The sequence below is a fragment of the Paenibacillus sp. IHB B 3415 genome (assembly GCF_000802655.2).
Classification (GTDB): Bacteria; Bacillota; Bacilli; order Paenibacillales; family Paenibacillaceae; genus Paenibacillus_AQ; species Paenibacillus_AQ phytohabitans.
This window is the reverse complement of the sequence record NZ_JUEI01000034.1, coordinates 41,152-57,999: the sequence shown is the minus strand read 5'-3', so window position 1 is coordinate 57,999 and position 16,848 is coordinate 41,152. Positions and strand designations below refer to the sequence as shown.

The following is a 16,848-nucleotide window of genomic DNA, read 5'->3' as shown; positions in this document are numbered from 1 at the left end:
GCGGCGGTGACCCGCCGTTCCAGACCACCAGCGCCTTCACTTCGGGATGCTCTGCCGCGAACAGAATGTTACTTCCGCCTGCACGGCTGTGCCCCAGAACTGCTATCCGCTCCGTGTCGGCCAGTCCGGCAAGCGGCAGCCTGCCCTCAAGCAGGCTGTGGAGCACCTGCTCCAGATCCATGAGCTCCCGGCTCAGCGTAGCCGCTCCGGCAGCTTCCTCCGGGCTAATCCCATCCAGATTGCGGGCAGCGATCCGTGAGAAATTGAAGCTTACGGTGTAGAACCCGCTCCCGGCAAGTCTTCCGGAGACCTCCGGCCAGAATGCCCAGTCCTTATGTCCTCGGAAGCCATGGCTGATCAGGATGACGGGCTTCGGTGCAGTCCCCGCAGGAACCCGCACCTCGCCCTCCAGATACAGCCCGTTCTCCAGCGGCAGCTTGAAATGTTCAATGGTCAAGGTTTCTTCGGACATCTGCATTCCCTCCATTCACCTGTTTACCTGACATGAATTACTTGAGCTGCCAGTCGCTGATGTTGAAATCCTTCTTGGCCAGCTTCTCTTCCACGAGGAAGTTCTTGGTGCCCTCCAGCAGCTTCGTGCCGTCTTCCGTGAAGGCTGTATCCTTAATATCACTGATCGGATTCACCTGCTTCGCGAGTTCCGGGGTTGTATCCCCGATCTCGGCCAGGAACTCATAATACTCATCCTCATGCTGCTTCAGGTCGGCCAGTGCCTTCTCACGTGCCGCATTCCAGACCTTAGGGAAATCCGGGAATTTCGCAAGATATTCCTCTGACACTACGGTAGCACTGCTTCCGAGCAGATCCGGATGGGTCGAAGCATCATCCAAATGAGTGTATCCCTGCTCGATCTGCTTAAGCGCCGCCACGCCGTTATTGGTGGTCGCGTCCACATCGCCGCGGGCAAGCGCAGCTGTAGCATCCGGAATCAGCATGTGAACCAGCTTATAGTCGGTTACGCCTTCCTGCTTCAGCAGGCCGACTACGTAGCGGTGCATGAATGACCCTTTCTGGATCGCAATGGTCTTGCCCTTCAGGTCCTGCACCGTCTTCGGTCCGTCCTTCTTGCCGATCAGATAACCGACCGTATGCGCGGAAGTCTGGGCGATCAACCGCGTCTTGGCTCCTGAAGCGTAGGCGATAATCGCCGGGGTATCCCCAAGGCTGCCGAAATCAAGTCTTCCGCTGATTAAGGATTCCGTCTGATCCGGTCCGTTCGGGAAGCCGGTCAGCTTCACTTCGGTAATTCCGTACTGCTTCAGCTCTTCCTGAATGATCCCTTTATAGAGTCCCCAGCCTTCTGCGCCGCCCGGTACATTCAGCTTATTGGAGCCAATGTAGCCAAAATTCAGCACAGCCGGAACATTGCTTCCCGCCTCACTGCCCGCCGCTTCGGCCGTATTCGTTCCTGCGCCGTTGGCTGCCGTTCCGCTGTTCCCGGAGCCGGTATTATTACCGCAAGCCTGCAGCACCAGCATGATCATCACCACAGCTGTAATCAGTGTGAGGCGTCCCCCTTTGCTCCATACACCTTTAATCTCTCTGTACAATTTGCTCATTTCTTTATTCTCCCCTCAGTCGTCTGCTGGATGTTTGATGTTTGATGTTTGTATAAGGACTCTTGCCTGTATTTTGGATTAGTGTCTATAACGGCGCATCACTCAGAAGCCTGCCCGGGCTGCCAGCTTATACATGAAGTCATGGCTGGCCACCGGCTGTCTGCCCTTGCCCCAGCCTACCTTCTCGCGGTAACCGCCGAGCAGTCCCTGCTGTTCCAGCTCCGCCTCAGTAATTCCGGTAATTCCCTCGGAATCCGGAGCCACATACAGGGCATCGACCGGGCAATACAGCTCACACATGAAGCAGGTCTGGCAGTCGCTCTGACGGGCGATAACCGGAATTCCGTTCTCGACCCTGTCGAATACATTGGTCGGGCAGACAGATACACATTGATTGCATTCTACACACCGGTCAGCGCTGATGACTTCAATCACAACAATACACTCTCCTTCGCTACCTCTTCTGTCTTCACCCATACCTGGTCCAGTCCGCCGCTGATCAGGCGGTGATGCTGGCTGTCGTCACTTCCCTTGAAATCCTCCCGTTTGTGCATTCCCCGGGTTTCGGTGCGGGCCAGAGCGGAGCTGTACATCCAGCGTGCCGTTGCCGTCATCGCTTCGGCTTCGCGTGCCTTCACACCTTCCGGTGTGCGCTGGATTTCCCGGCCGCGCTGCTCTTTCCATAGTCCGTCCAGACGCTCCAGCGATGATGCCAGCCCCTGCTCTGTACGGAACAGATTAATATCGTACGGTTTGACTTCTGCCTGCACAGCCTCCACATATTCTGCGGTTCTGGCAGCGGCGCCAGCCTTCACTTCCTGGTGAACCAGCGGTGAAGAGGATAACCCTACGGGTGCACGGTGAACTGAATGCCAGCCGAGTCCGGCTGCATAGGCTGCCGCCCCTTCTCCGGCGAAGGAGCCGGAAGACATCGCCCAGGCGGCATTATGGCTGCCGCCTCCGGTGAACCCTCCGCAGATCAGCTCACGGGTAGCCGCATCCCCTGCTGCATACAGCCCCGGAACCCCAGTGCCGCAGCTCTCGTCTGTAATCCGGATGCCGCCTGTGCCGCGGACTGTACCTTCCAGCCGCAGCGTCACCGGGAATACATCCTTGAAAGGATTAATGCCCCGCCGGTCAAACGGCAGGAAGAAATTCGTCTGCGCCACCCGCAGCAGCGGCTGCAATGCTTCATCCGCTCCGTCAAGCTTCGCGAACACCTGGCGCCCGGCCAGCAGATTCCTGGCAATAACCGAGCGGCCCTTCTTGGAGCCCGCTCCTTCCACCACAGTGCCGTCTTCATAATAGAAGCTGGCGTAGCTGTAATAAGCAGTCTTCGTTACGGAGGAGAAGGTCGGGCAGATCGCGTAGGCATTGGAGAACTCCATACCCGACAAGCTCGCTCCTGCTTCAGCGGCGAACAAGTACCCGTCACCCGTCAATACGTTGCAGCCCAGCGCCTTGCTGAGGAAAGCGCAGCCTCCGGTAGCGATAACTACCGCCCCGGCATGCACACTCCAGGCTTCTCCGCTCTGGGTCTGCACGCCGGCGGCTCCGGCTACCCCGTGCTCATCGGCGAGCAGCTCCAGCACCGGACTATGGTCCAGAATTTTCACGCCCGCCTTCTTCACCAGCTTGCGCATCAGGCGCATATATTCAGGTCCTTGCAGGCTCCGGCGGTATTGATTGCCTTCCTCGTCCACCGGGAACGGATAGCCGGCAACGCCCAGTCTGTTCATATTCTCATAGGTCCGGTCCAGCACCCGGTCCATCCAGCGGTGCTCGGCCAATTTGCCGCCCATAGCGTAGCGGCTGGCCTTCGCTGCTTCGCGCAACTCATCCTCCGGTTTTACGTACCATACTCCTGTGCCCGACGGGGCAGTCGCACCGCTGGAGCCGCAGTATCCCTTATCGGCCAGGATCACCTTTGCTCCCTTAGCTGCGGCTGTAAGTGCCGCCCATGTTCCTGCCGGACCTCCGCCGATTACCAGTACATCCGCCGTCAGTTTCAATGTTTCCTTCAGTGCCGGTTGGTTCATGTTGTTGCCCCCTTGGTTTCATTAGCGTTAGCGTTTCATTAGCTCGTCTTTAACCTTGATAGCTGTCACGCCAGTACAGGAATTTGCGTTCGATGATGCGGAAGAGAGAATCGATCAGCTTGCCGACCACTGCAAAAATAATAATTCCGACAAAAATAACGGCCGTATTGGAATTCTGCTTCGCTTCATTAATGAGAAATCCAACCCCGGACTGTGATCCGATCAGTTCTGCAACCACCAGACCGATCCAGGCCACAGCCATCGACAGGCGCAGTCCCAGCAGAATGCCCGGCAGCGCCGCCGGCAGGATCAGCCGCCGCAGCTTCTGCAGCGGGCTGAATCCGAGTACCCGGGCCACTTCAAACAGCTTGTTGTCTACTCCCCGGATGCCCATGAATGTATTGATATAGAGCGGAAAGAAAGAGCCGCTCATGATAATAACCACCTTCGAAATCTCCCCGAAGCCGAACCATAGAATGATCAGCGGAGCAATAGCCAGATGGGGAACCAGCCGCAGAATCTGCACGCTCGGGTCCAGCAGATAGGCTGCGCTGCGGAACAGGCCGGTCAGTGTCCCCAACAGCAAGCCGAGAATCCCTCCAATCAGGAACCCGATGCCAGCCCGTCCGATACTGACGCCCAGGTGATGGATAAGCTCCCCGCTAACCGCCAGATCTGCAAAAGCGGAGAGAATCGTCAGCGGCGCCGGAAGAAACTCCGGCGAGATCCAGCCTGCGCTTCCGGCAAGCTGCCATACGGCAATTACAGCTACAGGAATAACAGCCCCGGTACCCCAGTCGGACAAAAGAGTTTTCCAGGACGCAAACGTTAATCTTCTCTTGTTGTTATGCGTAGTAATTGGAGCGATTCCGCTATAATCACGGGCTTCCCTTACCCCCTTGGCGGTCTTGATTATTGCTTCTATCCCTTCACTCATGCGGTTCTTCCCTCCTATCCTTGATAGCTGTCCCGCCACCGCAGCAGCCGCTGCTCGATCAGGCGGACAATGGTGTCACTCAGCAGCCCGGCAGCGGCAAATACAATAATCCCGACAAATACCACCGGCGTATCAGCAAACTGGCGGGCATCCGACATCATGTAGCCGATCCCCGAGGTGGAAGCAATCAGCTCCGCCACCACCAGCCCCAGCCATGAGAGGCCCAGCGACAAGCGCACACCGAGCATGATATTCGGCACTGCTGCCGGGAGCACCAGCCGCAGAATCTGCTTCCCTCTGCTGAAGCCAAGCACCCGGGCTACTTCGAACAGCTTATTATCCGTTCCGCGTATGCCCATAAAGGTATTAATATAGATCGGGAAAAACGCTCCCTTGGCAATCAGCAGCACCTTGGATTCCTCCCCGATGCCGAACCAGAGAATCAACAGCGGCACTACCGCAAGGCTCGGGATCATCCGGATCATTTGCAGCGAGGGGTCCAGCAGCTTCTCCGATCTGCGGAATAATCCGACCAGAATGCCAAAGAGTAGACCCAGCCCGCCGCCAAGCAGAAATCCTGACAATGCCCGCACGACACTGATTCTGAGGTTGCTCCATAAATCCCCGGTAGATGCCAGGGTAATGAACGACTGGACAATCGTAGAAGGCGCCGGGAACAGCATCTCCGAGATCATTCCGTAATGGCTCAAAATCTGCCACAGGATTAATACACCTGCCGGAAGCAACAATCCCAGACCGGCAATCGCCGCCTTTCCGGGGCCGTCAGGCCTTCCTGTTCTTCCGGCATTCCCTGCCGCTACAGCCCGTTCAGCCATGGCTGTCCCTCCTTCTGAATTAATTAAATATAATCGCATAGATTAAGTCGGATATAAGCCGGCACTTGCTCTCTCTTTTTCACAATACTGCCTTCCTGCACCGTCTTCATGCATAACCGTTAAGACCGCTGTAGCCCCTCCTTTATGACCGCTTTCTGAAATCCTGCACAAAATACAACATTTCCCTCATGATATCGTTCATAATTCATTATTGTTGTACAAAAGGCAGCAATTCTTCTTCTCCAAGCCCCTCAGCAGGATAATTCTTGTATTTTATACAACAATCCCTTCGAACTCGCCTGGTATCGTTGATCAAAGTTGTATTACGTACAACAATAGACGTTTACCGTGTCTACCGAGGAGTCTCCATTCTGACAACAACGATCCACGAACAACGAATCAGGAGTCACTTTATATTCCCGCCCCGTCCTTCAGCTCAAGCTCATCGACCTTCTCAAAGTAATTCAGTACCTTCAGGCGCAGCTCTTGAAAAGAAGTTGTTGTTTTTTTGCGCGGATAGGGGAGGTCGACAGGTACAATCTTGCGGATTTTACCCGGACGGGGTTCCAGAATAACGACCCGGTTACCGAGGAACACAGCTTCATCAATATCGTGGGTTACAAAAATCATTGTAGTCCGATTCCGCCGCCAAATGTCGAGCAGCACCGTCTGCATGTGCGCCCGGGTGAAGGCATCCAGCGCACCGAAGGGTTCATCCAGCAGCAGAATTTTCGGATTCCGCAGCAGGGCACGGGCAATCGCCACCCGCTGGGCCATCCCGCCCGACAGCTCCCGGGGATAGGATTTCTCGAAGCCGCCCAGCTTCACCAGATCAATCAGCTCATCCACCCGCTTTCGGATATCCGGCCTGCCCAGCGGCAGATCAGAAGCGATGTTCTTCTCTACCGTAAGCCACGGGAACAAACGGTGCTCCTGAAAAATGAATCCCTTATCGATCCCAGGCCCGCCTATCTCTGCCCCTTCCAGCGTAACGTTGCCGGTATAGCCGGTATCCAGACCGGCAACGATGCGCAGCAGGGTGCTTTTGCCGCAGCCGCTGGGACCAATCACCGTGATGAATTCCCCCTCCTGCACATGCAGCTCCACATCCTGCAATGCCTGCACATGCCCTCCGGCGGTATCAAAGCGCTTGTTCAGCTGTGTGATGGACAATAAATCCTCTCCCATATCTGCTCCTCCTTCTGGCTGAAATATAAATGTACTATTGTAATACAAAAAAACAGAGGAACCTCACGATAGAACTCGCGCGGCACCTCTGTCTGTACAGTCGGCTGATTTTAATCCAAAGTAAATCAATTGGAATTTGTAAATTTAAAATATCACCTATCTGTAAATCTGTCAATGAAAATACACAAATTCCGCCCGGATTAATTAATTCCGATACTGACTTTCTCGAAAGTTTCTGTATTCCATCAGGTGTATACGCAAAAGACAGTATTACGCTTTTGGTAATGCCTGCTGCTGCTCATCTGCTCATTTGTTCATCTGCTCATCTCCATCTCCTCATATCACAAACTTACACTCATATACTTACATTTTGTAAGTCGTTATGGTATAGTAGAGTATATCCTTGCTGTAACGGACAAGCTTAAGCTTTAAACCTAATAAATATTCTGGATAATAAGGGGTCTGTACCAATGAACAATCTAGAGAATGATCAAGCGAAGCAAGCGGCTGAACCGGAGTTCGAGTTCGGTATTTATACACTCGGGGATATCGTAACCGATTGTGAAACGGGGCAGCGGATTAGCCCCCGCCAGCGGCTCCATGAAGTGATTGCCGCCGCGAAGCTTGCCGATGAAGCGGGGCTGGATGTATTCGGCGTGGGTGAACATCACCGGCTGGATTTCGTCATCTCCTCAGTGCCGGTTGTGCTGGCAGCTATTGCCCAGGTTACAGAGCGGATTAAGCTTACCAGCGCAACCACCGTACTGAGCACGATTGATCCGGTTCGTGTCTTCGAGGATTTCGCTACACTGGATCTGCTGTCGGACGGCCGGGCAGAGATTATCGCCGGACGCGGCGCTTTCCTGGAATCCTTCCCGCTGTTCGGCTATGAGCTGGAGGATTACAAGCAGCTGTTCAGCGAGAATCTCGACCTGCTGCTCACGCTGAACCAGCATGAGGTCATGAACTGGGAAGGCAAGTTCCGCTCCCCGCTGCATAACGCCGAGATTGCCCCGCGTCCGCTGCAGCAGAAGCTTCCGCTCTGGGTCGGCATCGGCGGTTCGGCCGAAAGTGCCCAGAAGGCCGGGGCGCTGGGTGTAGGTATGGCTATCGCCATTCTAAGCGGCAGTCCGGAGCCTTTCCAGAATCTGGCCGACACCTACCGCCGTTCCGGCGCCGCAGCAGGGCACAGGCCGGAAGACTTGAAGATCGCCATCACAAGTCACGGCTATATCGCCAGAACCTCCCAGCAGGCGCTGGATGAGTATTATCCTTATTACTACAGCTACCGCAATGCGATCAGCCCGAAGCCCGGCCAGCAATACCGCGTCTCGCGCAATGAATTCGGCCGGTTCACCTCTCCGGACAATACTTTGGCCGTGGGCAGCCCGCAGCAGATTATTGAGAAGATCCTCTATCAGCATGAGCTGTTCGGCCATCACCGCTTCATGACCCAGCTGGATATCGGCGGCCTCCCCTATGCCAAGGTGGCAGAAGCCATTGAGCTGCTGGCAACAGAAGTAGCTCCGGTTGTGCGGCGCGAGCTTGCCAAGAAGCGCAGCGGCATCTCTTCCCCCCAATAATAAGCAGAACCAAAAAGGTTGCCGCCCGGTGATAGGGCGGCAACCTTTTTTTGCGGAAAATAAATAGTATATGTATCAGAATATATCCGGCAGATGTATCCGGCACACCTGCTGCAGCGCGTCATAACTGTCATTGAACTCAAGCTGCCGGAGAATATCCAGGTAACCCAATAACTGCTGCGTATCGTCTTTATGCTTCAGACAGAGCAGCGTGATCTCATGGTACACCAATGTGACAATTTTATCGTATAGCAGATTCGTCTTATCCGCTAAGGGCAGCGCTTTTTTAAGGAAGAACAGGCTTTGCTCGTAATTATGCTCTTTCAGGCAAATTTTCGCGATGTTCTGCATCAGATGCTGCTGGATGGTCCGGCTCTCGGCAAAGTCATGGTATTTATCAAACTCATCTGCGGCCCTTAATCCAAAAAAGATCGCGTCGCCGCTGCTTAGCGTAAACAGGAAATTATTCAGCAGCTTGAACTCATACAGATACCATATGTCCGCACCCATCAGATAAGGCTTGATCTCCCCGGCTAATTCGCTTAACTGCCTGATCTCATCCTCCCGCTGATATTGAATCAGAAAGCCCTGGCCCAGCAGATACAAATGATAATAAGCCTCCGTGCGCGTCGCCCCGTACAAGAAACGGCATTCATAGCTGATCGTTCTTACTTTGTCGAATTCATAACGGTTCGCCGCCTCCACCAGACTTAAGTGAAGCGTACGTTTCTCCGGCTGTGCATAGCCATTCTGCAGGAACAGCAGCTCCTCAAGGGACATTTCCAGCTTGTCCAGCAAGAGGATCAGCTTGTCATATCCGGGATAATATTTACCGCCCTCAAAGCGTGACAAGTTGGAACGGCTCATAATCCCATCTGCCAGAATCGACTGGCTTATTCCTTTGGAGGAACGGATTTGCCTGATTGTGGAGCCCAGAAACATGATTTCACCCCTCCGCTCTGCCGTGTGAGTATACAGCACAATTTTCCGGTCTGATTTTCATTGTATGCTACACTCGGCACAAATCAAAATATAAAAAGCAGGGGAAGGATTATCATGGACTTTCATTTGTCACGGAAACTAAACAGTAGAGTATGGAACATTCTGGCCGGCACTTTTTTCACGAGAACTGCACTATTTATGAGCGTCCCTTATCTGGCCATCTTTCTGACGAGTCAAAAACATCTCTCCATCTTCCTGGCCGGCTGTGTTCTCAGTATCAATCCGCTGGTGAATGTACTCTTCAGCGGCTTCGGAGGGGCGCTTGCGGACCGGCTGCCTCTGCACAAAATCATCGCCGTTGTCCCCATAGTCTGGGGAAGCCTATTCATTCTGTTCTATTATGCAGACAGCTTCCCGGCCTTCCTGCTGCTTAACGGCCTTAACGGATTATGCTACTCCATCTTCGAGCCTGCCAGTAAAAAAGTGCTGTCCACCGAAACGCTCCCGGAGAACCGGCTGCTCGTCTTCAATCTGCGGTATACGGCGATTAATCTGGGCTGTTTTCTCGGCCCGCTGTTAAGCCTGATGTTCAATATGAAGCTGACGCTCTTTCCTTATGTTATTCTGGGCGTTCTTTATATTCTGTATGGCGTCTCTACGCAGTTCTTCTTCCGGCACGGAGGCCGCATCCACGCTTCTGTTGCATCCCGGGGTATCGGCAGCCTCAAGAATCTTGGCGCAATCCGCAAGGACTATGTCTTCCTCCTCCTGCTGGCCGGAATGAGCTTCTCCTTCTTCGGGTATTCCCAGCTGAACGGAACCGTATCCCAATATTTAACCGCCACTTCTGCCTTGGCCGACGGTGCCCGGATGTATTCGGTGATCCTGTCGCTCAATGCGGTTGTTATTCTGGCTGCGCAATTTGCCGTACTGCGCTGGATCTCGAAGTGGAATCCTTTCCATGTGGTACTCACCAGCAATCTGCTGATTGCCGCAAGCTTTCTGTTCTTTGTGCTGTCCGTCTCCCCGTTGATGCCGCTGCTGTTCATTACAGTGTTCAGTCTGGGGGAGCTGCTGATTGGTGCGCGGTTCGATGCCTTGGTGGATGAGCTGTCCCCGGAGAGTAATAAGGGGCTCTATTTCGGCTGCTCGGAGTTTGTTAAGATCGGAACCACTTTCGGCCCTATGCTTGGGGCGGGTCTGCTGGGGCTGTACGGGGTAGAATCGCCTGTCCCGGTGTTCGGATTGATCGGCGGGATTACTGCTGCCGGAGCTGCTCTGATCGGAGGCGCAAGGTTCCAGCATCTGCGGAAGACCCGGCAGCCGGCTGGTACACAATATAAGGCAGAGCGTCGGGAGGGCGCGTAAACGCTGGAGCAGCAGCCGGCGGAATCAAGGGCACTTCTGCTCCTCATTTTCTCTTTTGGCCCGTACCCGGCGGAATCAAGGGCACTAATGCCCCTCATTTTCTCTTTTGGCCCGCATCCGGTGAATTCAGGGGCACTAATGCTCCTCATTTCCACATTTCGCCCGTACCCGGTGAATTCAGGGGCACTAATGCCCCTCATTTCCTCATTTGGCCCGTAGCCGGTGAATTCAGGGGCACTAATGCTCCTCATTTCCGCTTTTGGCCCGTACCCGGGGAATTCACCCTCATTTCCTCATTTGGCCCGTAGCCGGTGAATTCAGGGGCACTAATGCTCCTCATTTCCGCTTTTGGCCCGTACCCGGTGAATTCAGGGGCACTAATGCTCCTCATTTCCGCTTTTGGCCCGTACCCGGTGAATTCAGGGGCACTAATGCTCCTCATTTCCGCTTTTGGCCCGTACCCGGTGAATTCAGGGGCACTAATGCTCCTCGTTTCCTCTTTTAGCCCGCATCCGCGGAATCAGGGGCACTAATGCCCCTCATTTCCTCCTTTGGCCCGTACCCGGTGAATTCAGGGGCACTAATGCCCCTCATTTTCTCTTTTGGCCCACTTTCGGCCGAATCAGAGGGATTTATCCCTTTCATTTCCTCATTCGACCCACTTTTAGCCGAATCAGAGGGATTTATCCCTTTCATTTCTTCATACCACCCACATCCGGCGGAATCAGAGGGATTTATCCCTTTCATTTCCTCATATCGCCCACTTTCGGCCGATTTAGTGGGATTTATCCCTTTGATTCCCCCACTACCGCCCACTTTCGGCCGGGCAGAGGGATTCTGGCTATAAGAACTATTCGTCCTTCAGACGGTCCAGCCCCAAATTCCAAGGAAACTTATCCATAACATTACGCTCCTTATCCACATAGACGAATCTCATAATTCCCTTAAAGAACAATTAAAGAACAAAAAAAGGCCCCCGGCCATGCCGGAGACCTGCTCAATGCTCGATGATGCAGTATGCGTTATGCAGTATGCGTTATGCGAATGATGGCTTGTTATTATCAACTTTGCCGCTGACCAGCTTCTTGTACTCGTCGTCTCCGCCCTCCAGAGAAGGCGCTAAATATACATTAAGCGCGGATGGAGAGAGCTTGGTGCCGGATTTGCGTCTGGAACGGCCTTTGCCTCCCGCACTGTTACCATTACCGCCCGCAGACCGGCGGACGCTACTAGAAATACTAACTGCATTCTTCATATTCTTCATCCTGTCAGTCCCCTTCCACTAGATGATTGACGGTACGGAACAAATCACGGTTATAGGCAACCACTGCTGTAAGATCCTCTGCCGATAATCCCCCGCTTCCGGAGAAATGTACAGAAATCACGTGGTTCTCCCCTAAAGGATAGCATAGGATATATACCTCCGCAACTTCCGTACGCTGTAAGAAAGTCCATTCCTTAGCCAAAAAAGCATCCAGCACACCCGGTTTTCCGCTTCCGTCTTCAGAGGTCGAGAACGGATAGATATGCCCGCGGCCTACATTGCCGCCCACCTGTTTCAGGCCTTCCCCCTCTTCAGCCCGCCACATGGCGGCTCCGATCACCCGGCAATCCTCCGGAGGTATGAATGAATTACGGACGGCTTCGCTGAGCGCCTGATAGTTCTCACCCGGCTGGGGAGGCGTCACATTATTATTATATTGCCAAAAGAAGTGAAGGATACTTTCTTTTCGCCTAAGCTCTGCTCTAAGTTGCTGCAGCTCAACAGCCGGATCATGGTACATGCCCTGTCCCTGAATGCTGTCGATGATTTTGCCGCAGCTGACATCCACCGCCGCTGTAGCATTCTCATGCTGCCACTCGTATTCCAGCGGCGTCAGCCCCGACAGGTCGGACAGCAGGTGGTACTCTTCCACATTCTCCCCTGGAATCAGATCGCTGCGAGAGGGTACCTGATCCGGCAGCAGGCAGAAGACCCGGCCGCGCCGTAGTCTGGACCAGAACAAGCCCATTTCAAACTGGGTATTATCCCGGGTTACATAATAATATTTACCCCTGATCCGGGCCACATCATCAGGCGAGAACACGAATACGGCAAAGTCACTGATATCGAGATTCCGCTCCAGTGCCTCCATCGTATATTCATTCGGCCGGAAAGCAGCAGCATACCAAGGATGAACTTCTGCGGTCCGCTTCAGCTGCTCGTGGATGGCCCTGGCGTAGCGGATGGATTCTCTGGAGGATCCAATGAATAATCTAGGTCTGATCACGGCGGCACTCCTTTATCTGTTTCCCCAATATGTAATAATTATACAGACATTTCCCCCTAAGGAATAGGGCCGCCAGTTATATTAAACAGCAAGACGTATTAGCGTGAATTATCGTTGTTATATGTAGAATTGAATGACAACTATCCTTAATTTTAATAAATTATTGTTCTCCGGCCGATGAAACGGGTAATAGAAATTTATCTATCCGGGAAAAGAGGCTTTATATGAAAAGAATATTACATACCGCCGTACTGGCAGCCTGTCTGTTGACTTCATATGCGCTGCCGCCTTCTGCTGCCAATGCTGCAGATACCTACACAGCCAAAGTATACGCGAACTCCCTGAATGTGCGCAGTGAGCCTGCTGCAAGCGCAGCCATCACCGGCTCTCTGGCTAATGGAGCCGTAGTAACTGTCACAGAGGAGCAGCATGGCTGGCTCAAAGTACGGGCCGGATCTGTATCCGGATGGGTCGCCGGGTATTATCTGAAGCGGACCAGCGGAGCTGCCTCCGCAGAAACCTCATCCGCCAACACATCCGTTAAGACCTCCTCCGCCTCCAGCGGAATGGCTGTTGTCACCGCCTCTTCCCTGCGTATCCGGGGAGGCCCGGGAACCAGCTATGAGGTAGTCGGTTCTTTGCAGTCCGGGAATGCCGTTACGATTCTGCTCCGCCAGGACGGATGGTCAAGAATCCGTACAGCCGGAGGAACTACCGGCTGGGTATCCACCCAGTACCTTGCTGGGGGAAGTGTCCAGAACTTAAGCACTGCCAGTTCAAATGCCCAAAACACCAGTGTAGTAAGGAAATCCGGCAGCATCCGCGGCAAGCTGATTGTCGTCGATCCCGGTCATGGGGGCAGTGACCCCGGTATGCTCGGCACAACCTATGACACGATGGAGAAGGACCTTACCCTGCAGACCTCCCTATATCTCCGGGATTACCTGACCGCCAAAGGGGCCCGGGTAGAGCTGACCCGTACCCGTGGAGACCAGAAGCCAACGCTCTCCCGGCGGGTGCAGCTCGGGCAGCAGCTCGGGGCGGACGCTTTTGTCAGCATCCATTATAATTCCTCTCCGAAGAATGTCTCCGGCACGCTGACCTTCTTCTATTCGGAGCAGAACGATCTCCGGCTGGCCCGGGCGATTGAAACCCGGCTTGGCGCAGGAATCGGCCTGCGGAGCAACGGCCTCTCCTTCGGCAATTATCATATTCTAAGGGAAAATCCGCTTCCCGCAGCCCTTATAGAGCTTGGGTTCCTCAGCAATCCGTACGACGAGTCGATTGTCCGCAAAGCCGCTTATCAGCGGATGGCTGCACAGGCTATCGCCGAGGGGGTAGCTGATTATTATAAAAACTGAAAGGAAGTCATCTGAAATTATATGGTGATTTCCCGGATATTGAGTTCTTTTATTTTGCTGAGGTCAATATATTCATCGTTAATACGGATAAGCGGTGTTTCGATATCATGCGGATTCAGATAGACGATCTCGCCGACCCGGCCATCGGTTAATACTACCTCACGGCCAACGGTCCGCTTCACAATGTTCTCCAGAAAAACCGAAACAATATGCGGGTCCAGCGCGCCAAAGCTGCCTCTTCTCATCTGATCGACAATCACATGGAAAGGCATAGCCTCATGGTAGGGGCGTTTGCTGGACATGGCATGAAAAATATCGGCAACCGCTATAATTTTGCTATAGGAATCAATCTGTTCATCCTTAAGTCCCAGCGGATATCCCTTGCCGTCGTTCCTCTCATGATGCTGCAGTGCCGCCAGTGTAATGCGCGAATTGGCCCCGGTGGTTTCCTTCAGCATCTCATAGCCGTATATCGTGTGTTTCTTCACCAGATTAAACTCTTCGTCCGTCAGCTTGCCGGGCTTGTTCAGAATCTCATTGGGAATCTTCAGCTTGCCGATGTCATGCAGGGTTGCAGCCAAGGAGAGCACAGACAGCTCGGCTTCACTCATATGTAACCATCTGCCGATTAGGGTGGACAGTACACCGACTCCAACGTTGTGCTGGTATGTATAATCATCCCTGCCCTGGACCGAACTGAACAAAGCAAAAATATCAGGATTGCGCGAGATTTCCTGTATTACCGGAACGACATCCTTCCTGATATCGGCTAGGGGAATTTTCCGCGATATTCTGTAGGATTCAAACATTTCCTTGGAGCTATCTACTACACTGTTTGCCATTTGACGATAAGAGGGAGCCTGCTGTTCATCCACAAAAATGATATCAAGCACATCAATTCTTTGTTTGCGGATGAGTTCGAGATGTTCTGCATTCAATTTGCTCTTGGCAGGAATAACTGTAACTCCGTATGCATTGATCAGATCATTCTTAATCGTTCTTCCCAGATAGTTGTCCATACCTTCCAGCCCTCCCAGATAACCGAAACAATATATAAATTGCCCATATAGCTATTATCGGTTTAACGCTGGAAAATGTTGAAAGGGAAATTGGGGCGGTTCTTAATCTTCCTCGTCCTGCTTACGGTACTCCCGCGGGGTTACTCCAGTGGATTTCTTGAAGACACGGCTGAAATATTTCTCGTCTTCATAGCCCACCAGCTCCGCGATCTGCGATAGCCGCAAATTCGTATTCTGCAGCAGAGTCTTCGCCTTATCCACTCTGAGACTGGTTAAATAATCCGACAGATTCTCCCCGGTGATCTGCTTGAATTTGCGGGAGACATTCTCCCTGCTGATGAAAAAGCGTTCCGCAATATGCTGCAGCGTCATCTCCTGCGCATAATTCCGGTTCAGGTATTCTCTGATTTCCAGCACAAGTCTGCTGCCCTGAGCCTGAGCGCTGCCTTTGGAGAGCCGCTGCAGCAGAGACCTAAGCTGACTCTCCCAGTTCTCCACCGAGAACAGTCCCTGTGAGTCATAACATAGCTCCAGGCTGATCTCCTCCTCCGGCCGCCAGCGCGTCAGAACAGCACGGATCTCCTCCTGCTGATGGAGGAAGCTGCTCTCTGTAAGCAGCGGCAACCCGGCAAGCTCCCGCGCCCATTCCTCCACAACCCGCACCATTCGCTCCAGATCACCCGACAATACCGCGATTCTAAGCTTGTCCAGCTGCACATCCAGGGCGTAGTCTTCTTCAGGCCTACTCTCATCCCCGCCTGCTCTGCAGAGATGTATCCGTCCATCACGCTGAAGAAGATTCCGTTCCTCCAGCCCTTGGCGTGCCTGGGCAAAGGCAAGCTGCAGCCCCTCCGGCAACGGGTTCAGCAGGCTGAGCCCGATATCCACCTGAACGCCATACGCCTGGCGGATCGATTCATTCACTCCGTTCAGTACCGTCTCCGCCTGTTGAACAGCATTCCACAGCAGAATCACAAGCTCTCCCCCGCTCTGCCAGCTGCGGAAGGCATAACCGCTGTAGTCCGGTGCCATAACTTCATTGCAGACGTTGGCCAGCACAAAAGCCGTCAGCGCCACATCGCCATGAAATCTCTGCAGCAGACGGCAGTCTGCACCTTGCATCGAGATGACAGCCACTCTGCAGGAGGCTGCTCCAATCGGCATCCCCAGCTCTTCGCAGAGCGCCAGCTTCAGCTCCTGAAAGGAGGCATGCCCGTAGACCAGATCGGACAGCACCTTGTCCCAGTAGAGCGGACGCAGCACGTTCAGCTGCATATTCTGGCGCTGCGACTGCTTCCGCACCGCCTCCTCCTCCATCCACAGCTTAAAGGCATGCTCCGCCGAGGCGATCAGCTGCTTGCTGTTCAGCGGCTTCAGCAGATAATCGGTCCCGCCGTAGACAATGGCCGGCTTCACGTAATTGAAATCCTGATACCCGCTGATGACAATGGTCTTCGTATTCGGATAATGCTTATGCAGCCATTCCAGCAGCTCGGCTCCGTCCATCAGCGGCATCCGCATATCGGTGAACACGATCGCCGGCTGATGCTCCTGCATCACCCGGGTCGCTTCCTGACCGTTGGTAGCCTCATATATATCGGAGATATTATATTTGTCCCACGGAACAAAATAACGGATCGCCTCCCGCACATGCTTCTCATCATCTACAATCAGCACCTTCATTCCCAGCCGCTCCTTTAGGTTATGTCTGCACCCTTTTTCATT

General features: G+C 53.5%; 15 protein-coding genes. 3 read left to right on the top strand and 12 right to left on the bottom strand.

Features of this window, described 5'->3' with window-relative positions:
* The 7 genes from QW71_RS16875 to QW71_RS16845 form a co-directional block, all read right to left on the bottom strand.
* Positions 1-472, bottom strand: a 472-nt coding sequence (locus QW71_RS16875) for a S9 family peptidase (RefSeq protein ID WP_047013812.1), incomplete at its 3' end; no start/stop codon positions are given.
* Between the two features lie 37 nt (positions 473-509).
* The gene (locus tag QW71_RS16870) at positions 510-1,580 is read right to left on the bottom strand and encodes an ABC transporter substrate-binding protein (protein ID WP_047013811.1); all 1,071 of its coding nucleotides are present in this window, start codon (positions 1,578-1,580) and stop codon (positions 510-512) included.
* Positions 1,581-1,682: 102 nt separating this feature from the next.
* Positions 1,683-2,015, bottom strand: coding sequence for a ferredoxin family protein (locus QW71_RS16865; RefSeq protein WP_039300731.1), 333 nt, complete (start codon positions 2,013-2,015; stop codon positions 1,683-1,685).
* Positions 2,012-3,619 (bottom strand): FAD-dependent oxidoreductase, encoded by a 1,608-nt coding sequence (locus QW71_RS16860; protein WP_039300727.1) that lies wholly within the window; start codon positions 3,617-3,619, stop codon positions 2,012-2,014. The genes QW71_RS16865 and QW71_RS16860 overlap by 4 nt, the downstream gene beginning before the upstream one ends.
* 49 nt (positions 3,620-3,668) lie before the next feature.
* Positions 3,669-4,556: an ABC transporter permease gene (locus QW71_RS16855; RefSeq protein ID WP_039300724.1), complete on the bottom strand. Its 888-nt coding sequence runs from the start codon at positions 4,554-4,556 to the stop codon at positions 3,669-3,671.
* 14 nt (positions 4,557-4,570) lie between these two features.
* The gene (locus QW71_RS16850) at positions 4,571-5,392 is read right to left on the bottom strand and encodes an ABC transporter permease (RefSeq protein WP_039300720.1); all 822 of its coding nucleotides are present in this window, start codon (positions 5,390-5,392) and stop codon (positions 4,571-4,573) included.
* Between the two features lie 411 nt (positions 5,393-5,803).
* Positions 5,804-6,580, bottom strand: coding sequence for an ABC transporter ATP-binding protein (locus tag QW71_RS16845; RefSeq protein ID WP_039300717.1), 777 nt, complete (start codon positions 6,578-6,580; stop codon positions 5,804-5,806).
* A 470-nt stretch (positions 6,581-7,050) separates the two neighbouring features.
* Between QW71_RS16845 and QW71_RS16840 the strand changes: the two genes are divergently transcribed.
* Positions 7,051-8,163 (top strand): LLM class flavin-dependent oxidoreductase, encoded by a 1,113-nt coding sequence (locus tag QW71_RS16840; RefSeq protein WP_039300715.1) that lies wholly within the window; start codon positions 7,051-7,053, stop codon positions 8,161-8,163.
* Positions 8,164-8,238: 75 nt separating this feature from the next.
* On the opposite strand, the gene QW71_RS16835 is transcribed toward QW71_RS16840, so the two are convergent.
* A complete protein-coding gene (locus tag QW71_RS16835) occupies positions 8,239-9,105 on the bottom strand; it encodes a helix-turn-helix domain-containing protein (RefSeq protein WP_039300711.1) in 867 nt (288 codons plus the stop codon).
* A gap of 114 nt (positions 9,106-9,219) precedes the next feature.
* Between QW71_RS16835 and QW71_RS16830 the strand changes: the two genes are divergently transcribed.
* Positions 9,220-10,473, top strand: a complete 1,254-nt coding sequence (locus QW71_RS16830; RefSeq protein WP_039300709.1) for an MFS transporter — start codon at positions 9,220-9,222, stop codon at positions 10,471-10,473.
* A gap of 1,036 nt (positions 10,474-11,509) precedes the next feature.
* On the opposite strand, the gene QW71_RS16820 is transcribed toward QW71_RS16830, so the two are convergent.
* Entirely contained in the window at positions 11,510-11,737 is a 228-nt protein-coding gene (locus tag QW71_RS16820; protein ID WP_039300702.1) for a hypothetical protein, read from the bottom strand.
* Positions 11,738-11,741: 4 nt separating this feature from the next.
* Complete coding sequence (locus QW71_RS16815; RefSeq protein ID WP_039300700.1) at positions 11,742-12,743, bottom strand: TIR domain-containing protein; 1,002 nt, start codon at positions 12,741-12,743, stop codon at positions 11,742-11,744.
* Between the two features lie 224 nt (positions 12,744-12,967).
* Between QW71_RS16815 and QW71_RS16810 the strand changes: the two genes are divergently transcribed.
* Positions 12,968-14,104, top strand: a complete 1,137-nt coding sequence (locus QW71_RS16810) for an N-acetylmuramoyl-L-alanine amidase (protein WP_039300697.1) — start codon at positions 12,968-12,970, stop codon at positions 14,102-14,104.
* Between the two features lie 17 nt (positions 14,105-14,121).
* Here the strand turns inward: QW71_RS16810 and QW71_RS16805 are convergent, their stop codons facing one another.
* Complete coding sequence (locus QW71_RS16805) at positions 14,122-15,123, bottom strand: HD-GYP domain-containing protein (protein ID WP_039300694.1); 1,002 nt, start codon at positions 15,121-15,123, stop codon at positions 14,122-14,124.
* 102 nt (positions 15,124-15,225) lie between these two features.
* Positions 15,226-16,806, bottom strand: a complete 1,581-nt coding sequence (locus QW71_RS16800) for a response regulator (protein ID WP_039300691.1) — start codon at positions 16,804-16,806, stop codon at positions 15,226-15,228.
* Between the last annotated feature and the right edge of the window lie 42 nt (positions 16,807-16,848).

Coding starts and splice junctions, on each gene's coding strand:
- QW71_RS16870 (WP_047013811.1), bottom strand. CDS start 1,580: ATGAGCAAATTGTACAGAGAGATTAAAGGTGTATGGAGCAAAGGGGGA.
- QW71_RS16860 (WP_039300727.1), bottom strand. CDS start 3,619: ATGAACCAACCGGCACTGAAGGAAACATTGAAACTGACGGCGGATGTA.
- QW71_RS16855 (WP_039300724.1), bottom strand. CDS start 4,556: ATGAGTGAAGGGATAGAAGCAATAATCAAGACCGCCAAGGGGGTAAGG.
- QW71_RS16850 (WP_039300720.1), bottom strand. CDS start 5,392: ATGGCTGAACGGGCTGTAGCGGCAGGGAATGCCGGAAGAACAGGAAGG.
- QW71_RS16845 (WP_039300717.1), bottom strand. CDS start 6,580: ATGGGAGAGGATTTATTGTCCATCACACAGCTGAACAAGCGCTTTGAT.
- QW71_RS16840 (WP_039300715.1), top strand. CDS start 7,051: ATGAACAATCTAGAGAATGATCAAGCGAAGCAAGCGGCTGAACCGGAG.
- QW71_RS16835 (WP_039300711.1), bottom strand. CDS start 9,105: ATGTTTCTGGGCTCCACAATCAGGCAAATCCGTTCCTCCAAAGGAATA.
- QW71_RS16830 (WP_039300709.1), top strand. CDS start 9,220: ATGGACTTTCATTTGTCACGGAAACTAAACAGTAGAGTATGGAACATT.
- QW71_RS16820 (WP_039300702.1), bottom strand. CDS start 11,737: ATGAAGAATATGAAGAATGCAGTTAGTATTTCTAGTAGCGTCCGCCGG.
- QW71_RS16810 (WP_039300697.1), top strand. CDS start 12,968: ATGAAAAGAATATTACATACCGCCGTACTGGCAGCCTGTCTGTTGACT.
- QW71_RS16805 (WP_039300694.1), bottom strand. CDS start 15,123: ATGGACAACTATCTGGGAAGAACGATTAAGAATGATCTGATCAATGCA.
- QW71_RS16800 (WP_039300691.1), bottom strand. CDS start 16,806: ATGAAGGTGCTGATTGTAGATGATGAGAAGCATGTGCGGGAGGCGATC.